The organism is Paraburkholderia aspalathi, assembly GCF_900116445.1.
Classification (GTDB): Bacteria; Pseudomonadota; Gammaproteobacteria; order Burkholderiales; family Burkholderiaceae; genus Paraburkholderia; species Paraburkholderia aspalathi.
In genome coordinates, this window is the sequence record NZ_FPBH01000027.1 from 109,334 (window position 1) to 129,768 (window position 20,435).

18 protein-coding genes are annotated in these 20,435 nt (G+C 62.8%); 8 read left to right on the forward strand and 10 right to left on the reverse strand.

Annotation, left to right across the window (positions count from 1 at the left end; all coding sequences use genetic code 11):
* Positions 1-6: 6 nt before the first annotated feature.
* Positions 7-717 (reverse strand): response regulator transcription factor, encoded by a 711-nt coding sequence (locus BM438_RS32950; RefSeq protein WP_093643508.1) that lies wholly within the window; start codon positions 715-717, stop codon positions 7-9.
* A 203-nt stretch (positions 718-920) separates the two neighbouring features.
* Between BM438_RS32950 and BM438_RS32955 the strand changes: the two genes are divergently transcribed.
* The 3 genes from BM438_RS32955 to BM438_RS32965 are packed head-to-tail and all read left to right on the forward strand — an operon-like array spanning position 921 to position 3,666.
* Complete coding sequence (locus BM438_RS32955; protein ID WP_093643510.1) at positions 921-1,175, forward strand: hypothetical protein; 255 nt, start codon at positions 921-923, stop codon at positions 1,173-1,175.
* A 19-nt stretch (positions 1,176-1,194) separates the two neighbouring features.
* A complete protein-coding gene (locus tag BM438_RS32960; RefSeq protein WP_093643512.1) occupies positions 1,195-3,009 on the forward strand; it encodes an aminopeptidase P family protein in 1,815 nt (604 codons plus the stop codon).
* Positions 3,010-3,042: 33 nt separating this feature from the next.
* Entirely contained in the window at positions 3,043-3,666 is a 624-nt protein-coding gene (locus BM438_RS32965) for an HAD family hydrolase (protein WP_093643514.1), read from the forward strand.
* 96 nt (positions 3,667-3,762) lie between these two features.
* Here BM438_RS32965 and BM438_RS32970 read toward each other — a convergent pair whose 3' ends face one another.
* The 6 genes from BM438_RS32970 to ugpB all read right to left on the reverse strand — a co-directional run bounded on the left by BM438_RS32970 (position 3,763) and on the right by ugpB (position 11,437).
* Positions 3,763-4,887, reverse strand: coding sequence for a DUF748 domain-containing protein (locus tag BM438_RS32970; protein WP_093643516.1), 1,125 nt, complete (start codon positions 4,885-4,887; stop codon positions 3,763-3,765).
* Between the two features lie 355 nt (positions 4,888-5,242).
* Complete coding sequence (gene ettA, locus BM438_RS32980) at positions 5,243-6,907, reverse strand: energy-dependent translational throttle protein EttA (RefSeq protein ID WP_093643520.1); 1,665 nt, start codon at positions 6,905-6,907, stop codon at positions 5,243-5,245.
* A 217-nt stretch (positions 6,908-7,124) separates the two neighbouring features.
* The gene (locus BM438_RS32985) at positions 7,125-8,213 is read right to left on the reverse strand and encodes a sn-glycerol-3-phosphate import ATP-binding protein UgpC (protein ID WP_093643522.1); all 1,089 of its coding nucleotides are present in this window, start codon (positions 8,211-8,213) and stop codon (positions 7,125-7,127) included.
* A gap of 96 nt (positions 8,214-8,309) precedes the next feature.
* Entirely contained in the window at positions 8,310-9,155 is an 846-nt protein-coding gene (ugpE, locus tag BM438_RS32990) for a sn-glycerol-3-phosphate ABC transporter permease UgpE (RefSeq protein WP_093643524.1), read from the reverse strand.
* Positions 9,152-10,036: a sn-glycerol-3-phosphate ABC transporter permease UgpA gene (gene ugpA / locus BM438_RS32995; RefSeq protein WP_054036671.1), complete on the reverse strand. Its 885-nt coding sequence runs from the start codon at positions 10,034-10,036 to the stop codon at positions 9,152-9,154. Before ugpA ends, ugpE begins: the two co-directional genes overlap by 4 nt.
* 75 nt (positions 10,037-10,111) lie before the next feature.
* Positions 10,112-11,437 (reverse strand): sn-glycerol-3-phosphate ABC transporter substrate-binding protein UgpB, encoded by a 1,326-nt coding sequence (gene ugpB, locus BM438_RS33000; protein WP_093643526.1) that lies wholly within the window; start codon positions 11,435-11,437, stop codon positions 10,112-10,114.
* A gap of 248 nt (positions 11,438-11,685) precedes the next feature.
* Between ugpB and BM438_RS33005 the strand changes: the two genes are divergently transcribed.
* Positions 11,686-12,666 (forward strand): glycerophosphodiester phosphodiesterase family protein, encoded by a 981-nt coding sequence (locus BM438_RS33005; RefSeq protein WP_093643528.1) that lies wholly within the window; start codon positions 11,686-11,688, stop codon positions 12,664-12,666.
* A gap of 86 nt (positions 12,667-12,752) precedes the next feature.
* Here BM438_RS33005 and ychF read toward each other — a convergent pair whose 3' ends face one another.
* Positions 12,753-13,847: a redox-regulated ATPase YchF gene (gene ychF, locus BM438_RS33010; RefSeq protein ID WP_054036679.1), complete on the reverse strand. Its 1,095-nt coding sequence runs from the start codon at positions 13,845-13,847 to the stop codon at positions 12,753-12,755.
* A gap of 262 nt (positions 13,848-14,109) precedes the next feature.
* Here ychF and BM438_RS33015 point away from each other — a divergent pair, with 262 nt between their 5' ends.
* The 4 genes from BM438_RS33015 (at position 14,110) to BM438_RS33030 (ending at position 18,768) form a co-directional block, all read left to right on the forward strand.
* A complete protein-coding gene (locus BM438_RS33015) occupies positions 14,110-15,282 on the forward strand; it encodes a UbiH/UbiF family hydroxylase (protein ID WP_093643531.1) in 1,173 nt (390 codons plus the stop codon).
* A gap of 125 nt (positions 15,283-15,407) precedes the next feature.
* Positions 15,408-16,133: a DsbC family protein gene (locus BM438_RS33020; protein WP_093643533.1), complete on the forward strand. Its 726-nt coding sequence runs from the start codon at positions 15,408-15,410 to the stop codon at positions 16,131-16,133.
* A 94-nt stretch (positions 16,134-16,227) separates the two neighbouring features.
* Complete coding sequence (locus BM438_RS33025) at positions 16,228-18,018, forward strand: M61 family metallopeptidase (RefSeq protein ID WP_093643535.1); 1,791 nt, start codon at positions 16,228-16,230, stop codon at positions 18,016-18,018.
* Between the two features lie 153 nt (positions 18,019-18,171).
* Positions 18,172-18,768, forward strand: a complete 597-nt coding sequence (locus tag BM438_RS33030) for an FMN-dependent NADH-azoreductase (protein ID WP_054036687.1) — start codon at positions 18,172-18,174, stop codon at positions 18,766-18,768.
* 139 nt (positions 18,769-18,907) lie between these two features.
* Here the strand turns inward: BM438_RS33030 and BM438_RS33035 are convergent, their stop codons facing one another.
* Together BM438_RS33035 and BM438_RS33040 are read right to left on the reverse strand one after the other, a co-directional pair.
* A complete protein-coding gene (locus BM438_RS33035) occupies positions 18,908-19,750 on the reverse strand; it encodes a uracil-DNA glycosylase (protein ID WP_093643538.1) in 843 nt (280 codons plus the stop codon).
* A 33-nt stretch (positions 19,751-19,783) separates the two neighbouring features.
* Positions 19,784-20,410: a CYTH domain-containing protein gene (locus tag BM438_RS33040; RefSeq protein ID WP_093643540.1), complete on the reverse strand. Its 627-nt coding sequence runs from the start codon at positions 20,408-20,410 to the stop codon at positions 19,784-19,786.
* Positions 20,411-20,435: the final 25 nt, after the last annotated feature.

Consider the following 20,435-nt stretch of genomic DNA (forward strand, 5'->3'; position numbering starts at 1 on the left):
GATGCGTCACCCGGCCGCCACAATGGCGTCAGGCGGGATGGCGTCGAGCTGGTAGCCATAGCCGTAAAGCGGCGTCAGGCAGTACCCGTGCTCTGGCCGCAACTGCAACTTGGTCCGCACGCGTGATGCATGGGTGTCTACGGTGCGCGACTGTACGTCGCGGCGGCGCGTCCAGACCGTTTCGAGAATATGCGCGCGCGACACCGGGCGAGACAGATTGGAAAACAGCAGCAGCGCAAAGCGGAACTCCTTCGGTGTCAGGGCGACCGTCTGATTACGGAAGGTGACGGCGAACTGCGCTGCGTCGAACGCATAGCCACCGATCGTGTCGCGCCGCCGGTTCGGCGGCCGCCGCAGGGCCGCGCGCCGCAGCAGCGCGTCCACTCGGGCCAGCATTTCCGGGCCGCGGACCGGTTTGGTCAGGCAGTCGTCGGCGCCGGCATGGAGCGCTGCGACAATCTGGCTCTCGCGTGGCTCCGACAGCAGCACGATCACCGGCAAGTTCGGCAGGATCGAGCGGGCGCGCGGAATCAGGTCTTCGGCGCAATGGTCGCCGGCCCAGTTTTCAGTGATGAGAAGATCGAAGAATTCGTCGGCGGCACGGACCAGAAACGGTGTGCTCGCTGTGAAGTGCTGGCACGCATGGCCGCCGGCAAAGATCAGCCGGCCGACCAGGGTGGCGTGCCGTAAGTCCGGCTCGATAAGGGCGATTCGCATGGCGCGCTTTCAGCTTGGCAATTACCCGGACTAGGTTTCTCCGTAAGGCTTACAGCTTGCCTAACATCACCCCGACCCCTAAACTCAACCGCTATGCGGAAAGCGCCGTGCTGAACCTCTATAGTTAATGAGACAAAAATGCTATCTGTGTTGGCTCCTTGCGCCCATGAGACAAATCTGAAACTGCGCGAGACCTGCCACTAATGGGGTGGCCCGGAATCCTGGTGCTGGGCGCGGTGATTGGTCTCGCAGGCTGGTGGTTGCATCCGCTGCGCCGTTCGAGCCGTGCCGCGTGGTGGGTGGCGCTCCTGGTCGGCGTGCTGGGCGCGGGTGTTGCTCGCATGGCCGGCAACGTAGTGGGACTTTTTCATGATGGCGATACGCTCGAATGGCCGGTATGTACCGCCATCGCGCTGATCGCCGTCGCCGTGACGGTCGGCTTGCTTTCCCGTCGATGAATACTTGCAGGTGACTCTGATGAATGCCCGACTTCCCGAAACTTCCTCCATCCCCGAACGGCTCGCGACATTGCGCAATGCGATGGCGCACGAAGGCGTAGCCGCCTATCTGGTGCCGTCCTCAGATCCCCATCTTTCCGAATATCTACCTGGGCGCTGGCAAGGCCGGCAGTGGTTATCGGGTTTCACCGGCTCGGCCGGCACGCTCGTCGTGACCGCCGATTTCGCCGGCGTGTGGACGGACAGCCGCTATTGGGAACAAGCCAACGCACAACTGGCCGGCACCGGCGTTCAGTTGATGAAGATGACCGGCGGCCAGCAGACCGCGCCGCATTTTGAATGGCTTGCGCAGAACGTCGCGACCGGCGATACAGTGGGTGTGGACGGCGCCGTGCTGGGCGTGTCGGCGGCGCGCGCTTTGGGCCAGGCGCTTAGCGCGCACGGCGTGAAGCTGCGCACCGACGTCGATCTGTTCGACGCGATCTGGCCGCAGCGCCCGTCGCTGCCCGCCGCCGCCGTGTTTGAGCACGCCGCGCCGCATGCAAGCGTCGCTCGTTCGGAAAAGCTCGCGCAGATTCGCCGCGCGATGGCGGAGAAGGGCGCGCAGTGGCATTTCATTTCCACGCTCGACGACCTCGCATGGCTTTTGAATCTGCGCGGCGCCGACGTCAGCTATAACCCGGTGTTCGTGGCGCACGCGCTGATCGGTCCGGAAAGCGCGTCGCTCTTCGTCGCCGACGGCAAGGTGCCGCAAGCGCTGGCCGATGCGCTCGCGCTCGACGGCATCAGCGTCGAGCCCTACGCGAAGGCGGCAGAAGCGCTGGCCGCGCTGCCGGCCGGCAGCACGCTGCTGATCGACCCACGCCGCATTACCTATGGCTCGCTGCAGTCGGTGCCGTCCACGGTGAACGTCGTCGAGGCGGTCAATCCGTCCACGTTCTTCAAGTCGCGCAAGACCGACGCAGAAGCGGAGCATGTGCGCGAGACGATGGAACAGGACGGCGCGGCGCTCGCCGAATTCTTCGCGTGGTTCGAAGGCGCGCTCGGCAACGAAACGATCACCGAACTGACGATCGACGAGCGCCTGACGGCAGCCCGCGCGCGCCGTCCGGGCTTTGTGTCGCTGAGCTTTGCGACGATCGCCGGCTTCAACGCGAACGGCGCGATGCCGCACTACCGCGCAACCAGTGAAGCGCATTCGGTGATCGAGGGCAATGGCCTGTTGCTGATCGATTCGGGCGCGCAGTATCTGAGCGGCACGACCGACATCACCCGCGTCGTACCGGTCGGCACCATCAGCGAGGCGCAGCGGCGCGATTTCACGATTGTGCTGAAAGGCACCATGGCGCTGTCGCGCGCGAAATTCCCGCGCGGCATCCGTTCGCCGATGCTCGACGCGATCGCCCGCGCACCGATCTGGGAAGCCGGCGCCGACTACGGCCATGGCACCGGTCACGGCGTGGGCTATTTCCTGAACGTGCACGAAGGCCCGCAGGTGATTTCGCACTACGCGCCGGCCGAGCCGTGGACCGCGATGGAAGAAGGCATGATCACCTCGGTCGAGCCGGGCATTTACCGGCCGGGCAAGTGGGGCGTGCGGATCGAGAACCTGGTGCTGAACGTGCCCGCGGAGAAAACCGAGTTCGGCGATTTCCTCAAGTTCGAGACGCTGACGCTGTGCCCGATCGATACGCGCTGCCTCGACCTGTCGCTGTTGCGTGATGACGAGCGCGCGTGGCTGAACGCGTATCACGAGATGGTGCGCACGCGCCTGTCGCCGCATGTGTCGGGCGAGGCCAAGGCGTGGCTCGAGTTGCGTACGCAGGCTATCTGATCTCGTCGCCACGACCTTACTGACGGAGCGTGCATGGCCATCAAGGCAGTCGTGTTCGATTTCGGCGGCGTGCTGATCGACTGGAGCCCCGAATATCTGTATCGCCAGTTGATCCCTGACGAAACGGAGCGCCGCTGGTTTCTGACGCACGTTTGTTCGATGGATTGGGTGATCCGTCAGGACGGTGGCCAGCCGATCGCCGAGGGGACAAACGAGCTGATCGCGAAGTTTCCCGATCACGCGCCACTGATCCGCGCGTTCTACGAGCGCTGGCACGAGATGGTGCCCGGCGTGCTGGAGGAGGGCGTGACGCTCATGGAAAAGCTGGAAGCGGCCGATGTGCCGCTCTTCGGGCTGACGAACTGGTCGGCGGAGACGTTTCCGTATGCGTGGGAGCATTTCCCCGTGCTGCGGCGTTTCCGCGACATCGTCGTGTCGGGTAGGGTGAAGCTGGTGAAGCCCGATCCGGCGATCTTCGCGGAAATGCGTCAGCGGATCGAAGCGCAATTGCCGGGCATCCAGCCGGGCGAACTCGTCTTCATCGACGACAACCTGAAAAACGCCGAAGCCGCGACGGCACTCGGTTGGCACAGCGTGCATCACACGAGCGCTGCAAAAACGGAAGCGGGACTGCGGGAATTGGGGTTGCCGGTCTAGGCATCGCGATGCCGCGGTTCGGAGGATGTCGGTTAAAGCGGCGACATGGTAGGTCTCCGCTTTAATTGCGGCGCTTCTGCATCGGCTCAAGTCCGCCTACTGACCGAGCAGATTTTTCAACGCGTTCCCTAATCCTTTCACTGTCTCCCCGGCGCCCTTCGCCACACCTTCGACGCTCACGCCCATCGCCTTCGCAAAACCGGCGCCAAGGCGCGTCATCAGACTTTCCTGCACCGAAAACTTCGGGTCGCGCAAATTCCCATCGAGTACGAAATGGAGCGTGATGTCGCCGTTGTGCGTCTTGAGCGCGGCGATGGCGGCTTTGGTCGGAATCGACATGAAGGTGTCGAGCGGGTTGTCGTTGTCGGCGAGTTGCAGATGGTGGATCGTCACCGTGCCGGGTGCATGCAGCTGGTAGTTGCGCACCGTCGAGTCGACCGTCAGGTCGACCGTGCCGCCCGTTACTTGCGCCTTCGCGCCGGTTTTTTTCAGCAGGTACGGATCGAGCATCACGACATCGACGCCGCGCAATGTGCTGGTGGTCTGCGAATCCTTGCTGGCAATCTTGATCCACCCGCCGAACGAAACTGTGCCCGTATGCGTCGGCCCCTTGATCGAGCCGGTGACGCTGACGTTGGTCGGTTCGGAGAGCGCGGGCAGATGCAGGTGATCGACGGTCGCGTTGGCGTTGCTGACCGTGACTTTGAATGCCGGCGGACCGACTGTCATGTCGTAGAAATGGAAGTTGCCTTGTTCGAAGCTGACGTGATCGACCAGCTTCTCGCGGGAGCCGGACGTTGCCGCGCTGCCAGCTTCGTCGTCGTTGGGGCCGTTGATCGATTGGCGCAGATTCGGCATCAGACGGATCGCACCGTCCTTGGTTCGCAGCACGGCGATGTCGAAGCCGCGCACCACCACGCTACGAATATGCATGCGCCGCGCGAGCAGATCGCGGATATCCGGCGTGATGGTGATTTCGTCGGCGCGTAGCGGATCGCCGGCGGGCCAGTTCGGCGGCGCCTTGAGCAGAACGTTGGTGAGATGGACTGAAGTGAGGCCGACCCGGATGCTTTCGGCGCTGCCTAATGGGCCGAGCGCCGCAATGACGCGTTCCTTGACTTCGCGCTGCGCGAACTGGAGCGCGCCGACCGCGACGACGGTCAGCACCAGCAGCACGCCACCTGCGGCGATCGCCCAGCGCTTGCCCTTCGACATCGCCATGCTTGCCTCCTCGTCGCCGCGCTTGGCGCGGCGTGCGTGTGATCGGCCGGTGTGTGCACCCGGTGGATGCACAGCTATTTGATACGGCGGAGTTCCTGCATCCCGCCGGGACGACGTGTATCACGCCGTGGCACGCAAAGCGTGTGCCCTACCGCCTAGCCGGCAAAAGCACGGCAAACGCACAGCAATTCCAGCGCGCAACGGTGAGCAAAATGAACGGGCGGACGGCCGGCAAAACGGCCGGCAAAACACGCCGGCCGGGCAGTCAGCCAGGCGGTCCACGAAGCGTCAGCAAAAAACCGACCAGCAAAACAGCCCGCTCGTCAAGCAACGAGCGGGCCGCCAGGCCAGCGATTTATCGCGCGATCGGCTTGTAACGCAGACGCTTCGGACGTGCAGCTTCTTCACCGAGGCGGGCACGCTTGTCCGCTTCGTATTCCTGGTAGTTGCCGTCGAAGAACGTGATTTGCGAATCGCCTTCAAACGCCAGGATGTGCGTCGCGATCCGGTCGAGGAACCAGCGATCGTGCGAGATCACCATGACGGAGCCGGCGAATTCGAGGAGTGCGTCTTCGAGCGCGCGCAGCGTTTCGACGTCCAGGTCGTTCGACGGTTCGTCCAGCAGCAGCACGTTGCCGCCCGCGATCAGTGTCTTCGCCAGATGCAGCCGGCCGCGCTCACCGCCCGACAGATTGCCGACGGTCTTCTGCTGATCGCCGCCCTTGAAGTTGAAGCGGCCGATGTACGCCCGCGACGGCGTTTCGTACTTGCCGACCGTCAGCACATCCGCACCGCCGGAGATTTCTTCGAACACGGTCTTCGAGCCGTCGAGCGCGTCGCGGCTTTGATCCACGTACGCGAGCTTGACCGTCGGGCCTTGCACGATCTCGCCCGAATCCGGCTGTTCACGACCGGTCAGCATGCGGAACAGCGTCGACTTACCGGCGCCGTTCGGCCCGATGATGCCGACGATCGCGCCCGCGGGAATCTTGAAGCTGACGTCGTCGAGCAGCAGACGGTCGCCGTACGACTTGCTGACGTTCTTGAACTCGATAACTTCATTACCCAGGCGGTCGCCGACCGGGATGAAGATTTCCGAGGTCTCGTTGCGCTTCTGGTAGTCCTGGCTGTTCAGTTCCTCGAAGCGGGCGATACGCGCCTTCGACTTCGCCTGACGGCCCTTCGGGTTCTGGCGCACCCACTCCAGTTCCTTCTTGATGGCCTTCTGACGCGCCGATTCCGACGACTCTTCCTGCTTCAGGCGCTCTTCCTTCTGGTCGAGCCAGCTGCTGTAATTGCCCTTCCAGGGGATGCCGTGGCCGCGGTCGAGTTCGAGAATCCACTCAGCGGCGTTATCGAGAAAGTAGCGATCGTGGGTGACGGCGACGACCGTGCCCGGGAAGCGCGTGAGGAATTGTTCGAGCCAGTCGACCGATTCCGCGTCCAGGTGGTTGGTCGGTTCGTCGAGCAGCAGCATGTCCGGCTTTTCGAGCAGCAGTTTGCAGAGTGCGACGCGGCGTTTTTCGCCGCCCGACAGATGCTCGATTTTGGCGTCCCACGCCGGCAGACGCAGCGCGTCGGCGGCGATTTCGATCTGCTGTTCGGCGCTGCCGTCAGTGGTGGCCAGAATCGCTTCGTACTTGGCCTGCTCCGCGGCGAGCGCGTCGAAGTCGGCGTCCGGTTCCGCGTAGGCCGCGTAGATTTCGTCCAGTTTCTTCTGCGCGCCGAAGACGTCGCCGAGGCCTTCCTCGACCGCTTCACGCACCGTCTTGTTCGGATCGAGCTGCGGTTCCTGCGGCAGGTAGCCGATGTTCAGGTTCGGCATCGGCGTGGCTTCGCCTTCGATGTCCTTGTCCACACCGGCCATGATGCGGATCAGTGTCGACTTGCCCGAGCCGTTCAGGCCGAGCAGGCCGATCTTCGCGCCGGGGAAAAACGACAGCGAGATGTCTTTCAGGATTTGGCGCTTGGGCGGCACGATCTTGCCGACCCGGTTCATGGTGAAGACGTATTGGGCCATTTGCTTGCAATAGACGTTGACGACGCCGGCCGCGTGGGGGCGGGCGGTCGTGGGTGGATGGGTAATCGGTGTGTTGGCCGGGCAGTGCGCCCGGCGCCGGCCGGCGCGGCGTCGAGCTCGGCATCGAACTTCGCGACGCCCCGCGCGCGGGCGGGTTGTGCAGATGGCATTGTACTTCGGGGCGGGGGTGGGGCGGCAGAGGGCGCTCCTCGCGGCGTCAGTTCGCGCGCCGTCCACTCGCCGGATCGAAGAAATGCAGATGCTGCGCGGGCAGCGAGACTTGCAGCGCTTCGCCAGCCGGGGGGCGGTGCGTATGCGGCAGCCGCACGGTCACGTCGTGCTTGCCCCAGCGGCCGTGCGCGAGATTGTCCGCGCCGAGCAGTTCGCAGGAATCGACGGTCAACGTGGCGTTGGATGCGTCCGCTTGACCCGGCGTCATGTGCTCGGGGCGAATGCCGAGCGTCCACTCGCGGCCCTTCGCAACTTCCCGGCCGATCGACGCCACGCCAGTAAGCGGCAGCTTCGGACCGTTACCCGCCACTTCAAACGTCAAGCCGTCGTCCGACACCCGGCCTTCCAGCAGATTCATCCCCGGCGAGCCGATGAAGCTCGCGACGAACACCGTCGCTGGCCGCTCGTAGACTTCGGTCGGCGCGCCGATCTGCTCCGCGTGACCTTTATTCATCACGATCACGCGTTGCGCGAGCGTCATCGCTTCAATCTGATCGTGGGTGACGTACAGGCTGGTCGTGGCAAGCCGTGCATGCAGGCGCTGGATTTCGAGGCGCATCTGCACGCGCAGGCGTGCATCGAGATTGGACAGCGGCTCATCGAACAGAAACACCGCCGGCTCGCGCACGATCGCGCGGCCCATGGCGACGCGCTGTCGTTGCCCGCCGGACAACTCGCGCGGCTTGCGTGCGAGCAGGGGGCCAAGCTCGAGAATCTGCGCCGCCGCGTCCACGCGCTTCGCAATCTGCGCGCGGTCGACGCCCGCGATCTTCAACGCGTAGCCCATATTGTCGGCGACGCTCATATGCGGATACAGCGCGTAGTTCTGGAACACCATCGCGATGTTGCGATCTTTCGGTTCCAGGCGATTGACCACTTTGCCGGAGATCGAGACGGTGCCGTCGGAGATGCCTTCGAGGCCTGCCACCATCCGCAGCAAGGTCGATTTGCCGCAACCGGACGGACCGACCATCACGACGAATTCGCCGTCCGCGACGTCCACGTCGATGCCGTGCAACACGAACTGTTTGCCGTCGTAGGTCTTTTTAACGCCTTGCAGAGTCAGTGCAGCCATGCTGTTTTAGCCTTTTCGTTGCTTGTCGCGCGTGCCACGCTTTGCGCGGTGTTCTTTTTTCATGTCCAACGCCGAAGCTCGCCCACGCTGCGCGAGTTACTTCTCCGAGTCCACCAGTCCGCGCACGAACCAGCGTTGCATCGTCAGCACGACGGCGAGCGGCGGCAGCATCGCAAGCAGCGTCGCGGCCATCACGAGGTGCCATTCGGTTGCGGTGTCGCCGGACGCGATCATGCTTTTGATGCCGACCACGGCCGTGGTCAGCGATTGCTGGCTCGTAATCAGGATCGGCCACAGATACTGATTCCAGCCGTAAATGAACGTGATGACAAAGAGCGCCGCCATGTTCGTTTTCGACAGTGGCAGCACCACGTCCCAGAAGAAACGCATCGCGCCCGCACCATCGATACGCGCCGCTTCCATCAGTTCATCGGGCAGCGTCATGAAGAACTGCCTGAACAGAAACGTGGCGGTGGCCGACGCGATCAGCGGCAAGGTCAAACCGCTGTACGTATTGCCCATATGCATCGACGACACAACCTGGACGGTCGGAAAGATCCGCACTTCGACGGGCAGCATCAGCGTGATGAAGATCAGCCAGAACGACAGATTGCGAAACGGAAAGCGGAAAAACACGATCGCGTACGCAGAGATCATCGAGATGGCGATCTTGCCGATCGAAATCACCAGCGCCATCACGAGGCTGTTGAACAGCATGCGGCCGAACGGCGCCGCCGCATTGCCGCTGCCTTGCGACCAGACCGTCGCGATGTTCTCGAACAGATGCGTACTCGGCACCAGCGACAGCGGCACGCTGAATATCTCATGCTCGCTCATCGTCGCCGCACAAAACGCGACGTACACCGGAAACACCACCAGCACGACGCCGAGAATCAGCACCGCATGGCAGAAGAGGTCGAAACCGCGGCGGTTCTCGATCATGAGTATTGAACCCTGCGTTCGATGAAGCGGAATTGCACGACCGTCAATGCGACGACGATCACCATCAGGATGACGGACTGCGCGCCCGAACTGCCGATGTCCAGCCCCTGGAAGCCTTCGGCGAAAATCTTGTAGATCAGCGTGCGGGTGGACTGCGCCGGACCGCCGCCGGTGGCGGCGTCGATCACCGGGAAGGTGTCGAAGAAGGCGTAGGTGATATTGATCACCAGCAGGAAGAAGCTGGTCGGCGAAAGCAATGGCAGCGCGATGCCGAAGAAGCGCCTGACCGGACCGGCGCCGTCGATGGCCGCCGCTTCGATCAGCGAACGCGGAATTGCCTGCAAGCCGGCGTAGAAGAACAGAAAGTTGTAGCTGACCTGCTTCCACACCGAAGCCAGCACCACCAGAAACATCGCCTGGCCCGCATTCAATGCGTGATTCCACACGATGCCGTACTTGGCGAGCGCATAGGTGACGAGGCCGATGCTCGGATTGAACAGGAACGACCACAACACGGCGGCGATCGCGGGTGCCACAGCGTACGGCCAGATCAGCAGTGTCTGATAAGCCTTGGCGCCGCGTGTCACGCGATCCGCACAGACCGCCAGCAGAAGCGAAATCACCAATCCGAACACGGTGACGAGCGCACAGAAAATCAGCGTCGTATTGAACGACGACAGGTAAAGCGGATCGGCGAACAACTGCTTGAAATTGGCAAGCCCGACAAACTCGCTCGACGTGCCGAACGCGTCCTGACTCTGCGTGGATTGCCACAGCGCTTCGCCTGCCGGCCACAGAAAGAACAGCAGCGTGATCAGGAGTTGCGGCGCGACAAGCAGGTAGGGCAGCACGCTGGTGCCGAAGCTGGAGCGCTTTTCCATTGAGAATTCCCGAGGTTCTTCTACAACGACAGGTTTCGGTGCGAATGCACCGAAACCTTGCCGGCTGGTGCCTGGTTAGTTACCGGCTTTCTCAAAGCGGCGCAGCAACTCGTCGCCACGCGACACCGACGAATCGAGTGCCTGTTGCGGCGTCTTCTTGTCCGCCCAAACCTGTTCGAGTTCCTCGTCGATCACGGTGCGGATCTGCGGCATGTTGCCCAGACGCAAGCCCTTCGTGTACGGCAGGGGCGGTTTATTAAGCATCTGCTTGATCGCGGTATCGCTGCCCGGATTCTTCTCGTAGAAGCCTTGCTGCTGGGTCAACTGATACGCGGCGGTCGTGACCGGCAGGTAGCCGGTGTCCTGATGCCACTTCGCGGCAACCGGCGCCGATGACAGATAAGACATGAACTTCGCCACGCCCTTGTACACCGCCGGATCTTTACCCGACAGCACCCACAGGCTCGCCCCGCCGATGATCGCGTTCTGCGGCGCGCCCTTCACGCTGGCGTCGTACGGCATCATGCCGGTGCCAAAATTAAACTTCGCGTACTTCTTGATCGTGGCAAGCGAGCCCGACGAGTTCGTGATGATCCCGCAGTCACCGCTATAGAACTTCGACACCGGTTCGTCCTTACGGCCGACGTACGTGAAGGTGCCTTCCTTCTGCATGTTCTGCAGGAACTGGATGTGCGCGACCTGCAGCGGCTTGTTGAATTCGAGCTGCGCGTCGGCGCCGTCGAACCCGTTGTTCTTCGACGCGAATGGCGCGCCATGCCAGGCGCTATAGTTTTCGAGCTGAATCCAGCTCTGCCAGCCCGACGAATAACCGCACGCCATGCCCGATGCCTTCAGCTTCTGTGCGTCCACCTGCAATTCGGCCCAGGTCTTCGGCGGCTGATTCGGATCGAGTCCGGCTTTCTTGAACGCGTCCTTGTTGTAGTACAACACCGGCGTCGAGCTGTTGAACGGCATCGAGATCAGTTCGCCGGTCTTGGAGTCGCTGTAATAGCTGGCGATGGTCGGCACGAAGGCCTTTTCGTCGAGCGGTACGCCCGCTTGCTTGAACACTTCCGAGACCGGAATCACGGCTTTCTTCGCCTGCATCATTGTCGCGGTGCCGACTTCGTACACCTGCAGAATGGCCGGCGCGCTGCCGCTGCGATAAGCCGCGATGCCGGCGGCGAGCGTCTGGTCGTAGCTGCCCTTGAACACCGGTACGATCTTGTAGTCGCTTTGCGACGCGTTGAACGCATTGGCGATGTCGTTCAGACGCTCGCCGAGGGCGGCTTCCATGGCGTGCCAGAACTGGATCTCAGTGGCGGCTTGGGCTGCCTGGCTAATGCCGAGGCTCAACACGGCGGCAACGGAAAGTGAACGGAATAACGGCTTGCAACGCATCGATTTGATCTCCTTTGTCGACCGGAGTTAGCGCTTTAGCGCTTACTCCGGTCCCATGCAATTGATTGCTGACGGAACGGGCGCGGATGGGAATCGCGCGATTCTATTTGTGTTCGATGACAGTCCGGCGTCAGTCGCCTGGCGGAAGCCCGCTTTCGAGAGGCGTCGACTGCCGCAATTTAACATCGGCTGTCACGAAACGGAAACAATGCACGGTTGATCAGCGTGCTTATTAATCAGGATTCCAGATGCAGAGTTCAGTACGATTGGCGGTTTTCGGCTCGATGGCGAGTCTCATCCTGCTCGCGGGATGTGCACTGACGCCCACCACCACGAATGACGGGCAGTCGACGGTGACCTCGTTGCCGAAGGTCATCGCGCATCGCGGCGGCACGGGCGACGCGCCCGAAAACACGCTCGAAGCGATTCGCCTGTCGATCGCCCATCATGCCGACGCAATGTGGCTCACGGTTCAGTTGAGTAAGGACGGCGTGCCGATGTTGTACCGGCCGGCCGATTTGTCGGCGTTGACCGACACGAAGGGGCCGGTGTCCGCCTTCACGGCGGCAGAACTCGCGCGTGTGAACGCCGGCTGGAGTTTTCGCCGCGGCGCCACATATCCCTATCGCGATCACCCGCTCGGTATTCCGACGCTGCGCGAAGCGTTGCGCACCATCCCGCCGGCCATGCCGATCATCCTGGATATGAAGGCACTGCCGGCTGCACCCCAGGCTCAGGCGGTGGCGCAAGTGCTCACCGAAGAAAGCGCGTGGTCGCGCGTGACGATTTATTCGACCGAGGCGGACTATCAACAGAGCTTTGCGGCCTATTCGCAGGCCAGACTGTTCGAGTCGCGGGACACGACACGGGCGCGGCTTGTACGCGTACTGCTCAACCAGGGCTGTGTGGACGCACCGGCTGAACACACCGCCGCAGCATTCGAATTGCACCGGCAGATGACGGTGGTGGAAAAATTCTCGCTCGGCGAGGGGCGCTCGGAAGTGCAGGCAAGCTTGTGGACGCCCGCGACGGTCGCGTGTTTCCGGCGGAAGCCCGACGTGCGGATCGTCGCGATCGCGGTGAACGACGCGGACGATTATCGGGCGGCGGCGTGTCTGGGGATCGATGCGGTGCTGGTCGATTCGCCGCTGCAAATGGCGGCGGTCAAGGCAAATATGGCTACGCCGCTGCGGTGTGAGGCGCGGAAGGGCGCGCAGAGCGGGCAATAAAAAAGCCCGCATTTCGCGGGCCTTCTTCTTCCAGTATGGCGGCGCTCAGCCTTTCGCTGATCGCCGTCTGACGCCGAGGCGAAGCCTCAAACGTTGAACAGGAAGTTCATCACGTCGCCGTCGTGGACGACGTATTCCTTGCCTTCCGCGCGCATCTTGCCGGCTTCCTTCGCACCTTGTTCACCCTTGTAGGTGATGTAGTCGTTGAAGGCGATCGTCTGCGCGCGAATGAAGCCGCGCTCGAAGTCGGTGTGGATCGCGCCCGCTGCCTGCGGTGCGGTATCGCCGATATGGATCGTCCACGCGCGCACTTCCTTCACGCCAGCCGTGAAGTAGGTCTGCAGGCCCAGCAACTTGAAAGCCGCACGAATCACGCGGTTCAGGCCCGGCTCGTCCATGCCCATGTCCTGGAGAAACACTTCCATGTCCGCTTCTTCGAGGTCGGCGATCTCCGCTTCGATCGCTGCGCACACGGCGACGACCGGCGCGCCTTCGGCTGCCGCGAACTTCGTGACTGCGTCGAGGTGCGGGTTGTTTTCGAAACCGTCGTCCTTCACGTTGGCGACGTACATGGTCGGCTTGGCGGTGATCAGGCAGAACGGCTTGAGCGTGGCCTTTTCTTCATCCGACAGGTCGAGCGCGCGGACCGGCTTGGCCTGGTCGAGCTGCGCGCGCACCTTTTCCAGCACCGCGGCGTTCTTGATGGCTTCCTTGTCGTTACCCGACTTGGCGGCCTTCGAATAGCGCGACAGCGCTTTTTCGACCGTCGCGAGGTCGGCCAGCGCCAACTCGGTGTTGATCACTTCGATATCCGACAGCGGATCGACCTTGTTCGCGACGTGAATCACGTTTTCGTCTTCGAAGCAGCGCACCACGTGCGTGATCGCGTCGGTTTCGCGGATGTTCGCGAGGAACTGGTTACCCAAGCCTTCGCCCTTGCTCGCACCGGCCACAAGGCCGGCGATGTCGACGAATTCCACCACGGCCGGCAGGATGCGCTCCGGCTTGACGATTTCGGCGAGCGCCTTCAGACGCGCGTCCGGTACTTCGACGATGCCGACGTTCGGCTCGATCGTGCAGAACGGATAGTTTTCGGCGGCAATGCCCGCCTTGGTCAGCGCGTTGAACAGGGTGGACTTGCCGACGTTAGGCAGGCCGACGATGCCGCATTTGAGGCTCATGGAAATCCTTCAGTGAATCAGTAAGTTGCGTGATGCGCTCGACGCTGTGTGCAGGATTCGGAAAGCCTTCGCGTTTGGCGTGGCGAAGCGAGTGCAGCGGAGCGGGACAAGACACCAGATCGGGGCGTTGCCTCGACGATTCTGGGCGAGTTTTGTCACGGAAAGCGCAATTGTAACCCGTTCGGATGGGGTTCTTGATCTGCCTGCGGTAGAGCGGGGCGCTCGATCCGTCCCCCGCAACCCCCGCGGCTATAATGCGCGGATGAACGCACACCACCAGACCTTTGATGCCGCCGTGATCGGTGGCGGGCTCGTCGGCAAGACCGCGGCGCTGGCGCTGACGCAAGGCGGACTGCGCGTGGCGCTGCTCGCGCAACCCTGCGCGGCGCCGGCGGCCGGCGCCACTTTCGACTCGCGGGTCTACGCGCTGTCGTCGAGTTCGCAGGCTCTGCTGGAGCGCTTGCGGGTCTGGCAGGCGCTCGATCTGTCAAAACTCGGGCCTGTCTACGACATGCGCGTCTATGGCGATGCGCATGCCGAGCTCCACTTTTCCGCATTTCAGGCGTCCGTGCCGCAATTGGCGTGGATCGTCGAATCGTCAGTGATCGAGCGTGCGCTGGATGCCGCGCTGCGGTTCCAGCCGAATCTCACCTGGATCGACACGCGTGCACAGGCGCTGGACTTTACAGCCGAAGGCGCAAGCGTCGGTCTTGCCAACGGCAACGTGCTCGAGGCCGATCTGGTGGTCGGCGCGGACGGTGCGCATTCGTGGGTACGCGCGCAGATCGGCTCGAAGATGGATCGGCGCGACTACAAGCAAACCGGCGTGGTCGCGAATTTCAAGGCCGAAAAGCCGCATAGCGAAACCGCTTACCAATGGTTCAAAGACGGCGAAATCATCGCGCTGCTGCCGATGCCGGACGGCCACGTGTCGCTGGTCTGGTCGGCGCGCACCGAGCACGCCGAGCAACTGCTCGCGCTCGATCCGGCGCAACTCGCGGCTGAAGTCGAGCGCGTGACGGGCGAGCAGTTCGGCGCGCTGGAATGCGTGACGCCCGCGCAAGGCTTCCCGCTCGCGTTGCAAACCGTCGATAAGCTCGTGGCGCCGCACGTCGCGCTGGTTGGCGATGCCGCGCATCTGATTCACCCGTTGGCGGGCCAGGGCATGAACCTCGGTTTGCGCGATGTCGCGGCGCTTGCCGAAACGGTCGCCGGCAAGGAAGCGTTCCGCGATCTCGGCGACATGGTGCTGCTGCGCCGTTACGAACGCTCCCGCCGCGAAGACATCCGCGCGCTGATGATTGCCACGGACGGCCTGCAAAAGCTCTTCTCCGCGCCCGGTCCGTTTGCCAAGGTGCTGCGCAATACCGGCATGGCGTTTGTCGGCGCGCAGCCGTTTATCAAGCGCTGGCTGGTGTCGGCCGCGCTCGGGTAATGCGTCCGAGCCGGCATACACGGCCGGCGAGACGGGTATCATGAACGGATGGACGCCATTCTGGTCAGACCAGAAACGCCCCAAAAAAACGCGCCTCACGCGCGATTGAACTCCAGGAATTCAGCATGAAAAAATCCTTCCGCATCGCGGCCGCCGTGCTCGCGATCGCTGCCGTGGCAATCGGCTGCTCCGCACAGGCCGACCAGGCCACCGACAAGCTCAAAGCCACCCTGCAAACGCGTCTGACTGACGTGACGATCAAGAGCGTGACGAAGTCGCCGATTGCCGGCATCTATGAAGTGAATCTCGGCACGCAGATCATCTATAGCGATGCGAACGGTGATTACCTCATGCTCGGTGATCTGGTCGACGCGAAGACCCGCAAGAATCTGACGGAAGCGCGTCTGGCGGAAACCAACCGCATCGACTTCGCGAGCCTGCCGTTCGCGAATGCGGTGAAGGTCGTAAAGGGCAACGGCGCGCGCAAGATCGCCGTGTTCTCCGATCCGAACTGCCCGTACTGCAAGCAGCTCGAGACCTCGCTCAAGTCGATCGATAACGTCACGGTCTACACCTTCCTGTACCCGGTGCTGTCGCCGGATTCGACTGCCAAGTCGAAGTCGATCTGGTGCTCGACCGACCGTGCGAAGGCGTGGGAATCGTGGATGCAGGATCATCAGGCGCCTACGGCAGCCGGCACCTGCGACACCGCCGCGATCGACAAGAACCTGGCGCTCGGCCGCGCGATGAACGTCGACGGCACGCCGACCGTGTTCCTCGCCGACGGCCGCCGCCTGCCGGGCGCCGTGCCGGCCGACCGGCTGGACAAGGAAATGTCCGCCGTGCACTGAGCACGCAGCATCAGTCGAAGAAAGGAGGCGCGCAGTGCGCCTCCTTTCACATCAAGCCCGAACCTCCCCGCCAGAACACTTCTAGTCGCCGCCGATGAAGCCGATCCGCTACACCATCGTTCCGAAGCAACCCGCCGCCCACCTGTTCGAAGTCACCGTGACCGTCGCCGATCCCGATCCGGCCGGCCAGCGTTTCATGCTGCCGGTATGGATTCCGGGCAGCTATATGGTGCGCGAATTCGCGCGCAACATCGTCACGTTGCGGGCTACCAATGAAGCGGGCCGCAAGGTGCGTGTCGAAAAGACCGACAAGCACACGTGGCAGGCCGCGCCGGTCAAAGGCGCGCTGACGCTGCGCTACGAGGTGTATGCATGGGATCTGTCGGTGCGCGCCGCGCATCTTGACGACACGACGGGCTTTTTCAACGGCACCAGCGTATTTCTGTCGCCGCTCGGTCACGAAGACGCACAGTGCCTGGTCGATATCCAGAAGCCGGAAGGCGCGGCGTATCGTGATTGGCGTGTCGCCACTGCTTTGCCGGAGGCACGGGGCACGAAGCGTTATGGCTTCGGCGAATATCGCGCGCATAACTACGATGAGTTGATTGATCATCCGGTGACGTTGGGCGAATTCGCACTTGCGGCCTTCAAGGCGCACGGCGTGCCGCACGACATCGTGATCGCGGGTCGCGTGATCGGCCTCGATATGGCACGTCTGTCCGCCGATCTGAAGCGTATCTGCGAAACGCAGATCGCGCTGTTCGAGCCGAAGTCGAAGAAAGCGCCGATGGATCGCTACGTGTTCATGACGCAGGCCGTCACCGATGGCTACGGCGGACTGGAGCATCGCGCCTCGACGGCGCTGATCTGCAACCGCGGCGATCTTCCGGTGGAAGGCCGCGACGCGCCCAGCGAGGGCTACCGGACCTACCTCGGTCTGTGCAGCCACGAATACTTCCATACCTGGAACGTGAAGCGCATCAAGCCGGCTGTGTTCGCGCCGTACGACCTGAGCGTCGAAAACTACACGTCGCTGCTGTGGCTGTTCGAAGGCTTCACCTCTTACTACGACGATCTGATCCTGGTGCGCAGCGGCCTGATCTCGCAAGACGACTATTTCGGCCTGCTCGGCAAGGTTGTTGGTGGCGTGCAGCGCGGCAGCGGCCGTCTTAAGCAGACGGTGGCCGAGAGCTCGTTCGACGCCTGGGTCAAATACTATCGGCAGGACGAAAATGCGCCGAACGCGATCGTCAGCTATTACACCAAGGGCTCGCTCGTCGCGCTTGCATTCGATCTGACGATTCGTGCGCAGACTGACAACCGCAAATCGCTCGACGACGTGATGCGTCTGCTGTGGCAGCGCTTCGGGCGCGACTTCTACCGCGGCAAGCCCGTTGGTGTCGAAGAAAGCGAAGTCGAGGCGATTTTTGCGGAAGCGACCGGCGTGCAGCTGGGCGAGTTGTTCGCCGAAGCCGTCCACGGTACACGCGATCTGCCTCTCGACTCGTTGCTGGTACCTTTTGGCGTCACGCTTGCTCCCGAACTCGAGAAGAATGGCAAGCCGTCGCTCGGCGCGCGCGTGCGGGGCGGGGCGGATTGCACGCTGGCGGCCGTTCACGACGGCAGCGCGGCGCAGAAGGCCGGCCTCTCGGCGGGCGATGTGCTGATCGCGCTCGACGGTCTGCGCGTCACCGGCTCGAATCTTGATTCGCTGCTGTCGCGCTATCTGCCGGGCGCGAAGGTCGAAGTCCACGCCTTCCGCCGCGACGAACTGCGCACGGCGCAAGTCAAGCTGGACGGGCCGGACGTGGCGCGCTACAAGCTGACCGTCACCGATAAACGGCCGGTCACGCGCAAGGCGCGGGAGCGTTGGCTGGCAAGCTGATCGTAATCCGGACAGCCCTTAATCGGTGGTTCAGGGCGGGGATTGTTCTACTGGTGCAACAATCCTTCGCTGCCGGATGGCTTTTTCCCGGGCAGGTAAAAAATCACAATGGCTCCACTCGCGCAAAACTGCGCGCCCCTACTGGAGTCAACCATGACCACGATCCTGCAAATTAACTCGGCAGCCCGCTCGCAAGGCGCGAACTCGACGCTTCTCGTCAACGAGCTGACCGCAAAGCTGCAACAATCGAATTCGGGCGCGCAAGTCGTCGTCCGCAACCTGCAAGCTGAACCGCTGCCGCACCTGGACGACGCCGTCCTCGGCGCGTTCTTCACGCCGGCTGACCAACGCACGCCGGAACAAGCCGCGATCGCTGCGCGCAGCGAAGCGCTGATCGCCGAACTGCAAGCCGCCGACATCATCGTGATCGGCGCACCGATGTACAACTTCGGCATCTCGTCGCAACTGAAGACGTACTTCGACTTCATCGCACGCGCCGGCATCACGTTCCAATATACGGCGAACGGTCCGGAAGGTCTCGTGAAGGGTAAGAAGGTCCACGTGGTTTCGGCACGCGGCGGCAAGTATCTGGGCACGCCGAACGACAGCCAAACGCCGTACCTGAAGAGCTTCCTCGGCTTCCTCGGCATGACCGACGTGAACTTCATCTACGCCGAAGGCCTGAACATGGGCCCGGACGCTGCTACCGCCGCATTGGCTGGCGCGCGTGAAGCGATCGCTGCTGCGTAAGGTTTGAGGTTTGTCCCGCGCGGCGTGATCGCGGCGCGGTGGAATGAAAAAACGCCACGGGGTGTGAATTCCGTGGCGTTTTTGTTTTTGCGGTAGTGGTCTTGGGTGGCCGGTGTCGGAGTGCTTCGCGCGACGGGCGTTAGGCCAGCATCTGCGCTTCGTCGGGCAAGCGCCAGTCGATCGGTTCACGGCCGTGCTTCACGAGATAGTCGTTAGCCGACGCAAAGTGTCCGCAGCCGAGAAAGCCGCGATGCGCCGACAGCGGCGAGGGATGCGGCGCTTCCAGCACGTAATGCGACTTGCCGCCGAGCAGCGCGCGTTTGGCTTGCGCATGCGCGCCCCACAGCATGAACACGAGGCCGTCATGGCGCATGGCCAGTTCGTGGATCAGCGTATCGGTACATTTCTCCCAGCCGCGTTTCGCGTGACTAGCGGCCGAATCGCGCTCGACGGTCAGCACCGTGTTCAATAGCAGCACGCCCTGTTTGGCCCATGTATCGAGGCAGCCATGACGCGGCGGCTCGTGGCCGAGGCTCGCGGCGATCTCCTTGAAGATGTTGCGCAGCGACGGCGGCGTGCGTACGTTCGGCGCGACTGAAAACGCCAGTCCGTGTGCTTGCGGCGTGCCGCGGTCTTCACCGTGATACGGATCCTGGCCGAGGATCACGACTTTGACTTCGTCGGGACTGGTGAGGCGTAGGGCACGGAAGACGTCTGCGGGGTAGACGGTTTTGCCGGCCGCGCGTTCACCGTCGACGAAACGGCACAAGGGCGCGTAGGCGTCGCTTTCGATGAACGGTGTGAGGTGTGCGCGCCAGGCCGGAGGCAGGGCGGCAAATTGGGCTTCGAGCGTTGGCGGCGGCGAGCCGGCGGCTGTGGGTGTCGGCTCCGGCTGAGCACTTGTACTGACCGGCGTGGCAGAGGCGTCGCCGAACAACGAGGCTTGCGACGAATTGGAGCGAGTGCGGGAGGCTGAGGTCATGGCGGGGAAGTGTCGCAGCAAACGTGCTGTTGCTCAAGATGCCCGCAACTGATACCCGCGTTGTGCCTTGCTAATGTTGTCCGGTGCAAGGCCGGCGACCTGTTTGCCGAGTTCGCTCGCGAGCGTGTTGAGTGCGGCTTCGTCGCCGGACTTCAGTTCGAGTTCGACTTCGGAGATCGGCGCGCGGCGGAGTTCACCGTTCACTTCGGCGAGCACGTTGCCCTGGTCGATCGCGGCTTCGACTTTCGAGCCATCCAGTTCGACATTCCACAGCGTGCGGGTGAAATTCGTGCGGAACAGTTCGATCAGTTCAGGCGCCGCCTGGCGCAAGGCCTCGGCGGCAGCGGGTTCGTCGCATGCGTGCAGCAAGGCGTCGATTTCGAGCTTCTCACCCGCCACCGGCATTTCCCACTCGTGCCGGCTATGCAGTCCATCCTTCGCGTTACCCACGGTCTTGAACGTTTGCAGCCAGCCGCCCGGCGTATGCCGCAGACGCAGCGCGCTTTTCGACGTAGCCAGCGCAAGCCCCGGCGTATCGAAGTAGATATTCGCCAATTCGATTGGGCGACCCTCTTTGCCAGTGCGTGCGACGAACCACTTTGTCGCCGCTTCCACCTGGCTCACCGGCAGAGCCAGCTTGATTTCACGTTCCATGCCCATCGTGTGCTCCGCTGCGTTCGCTGAA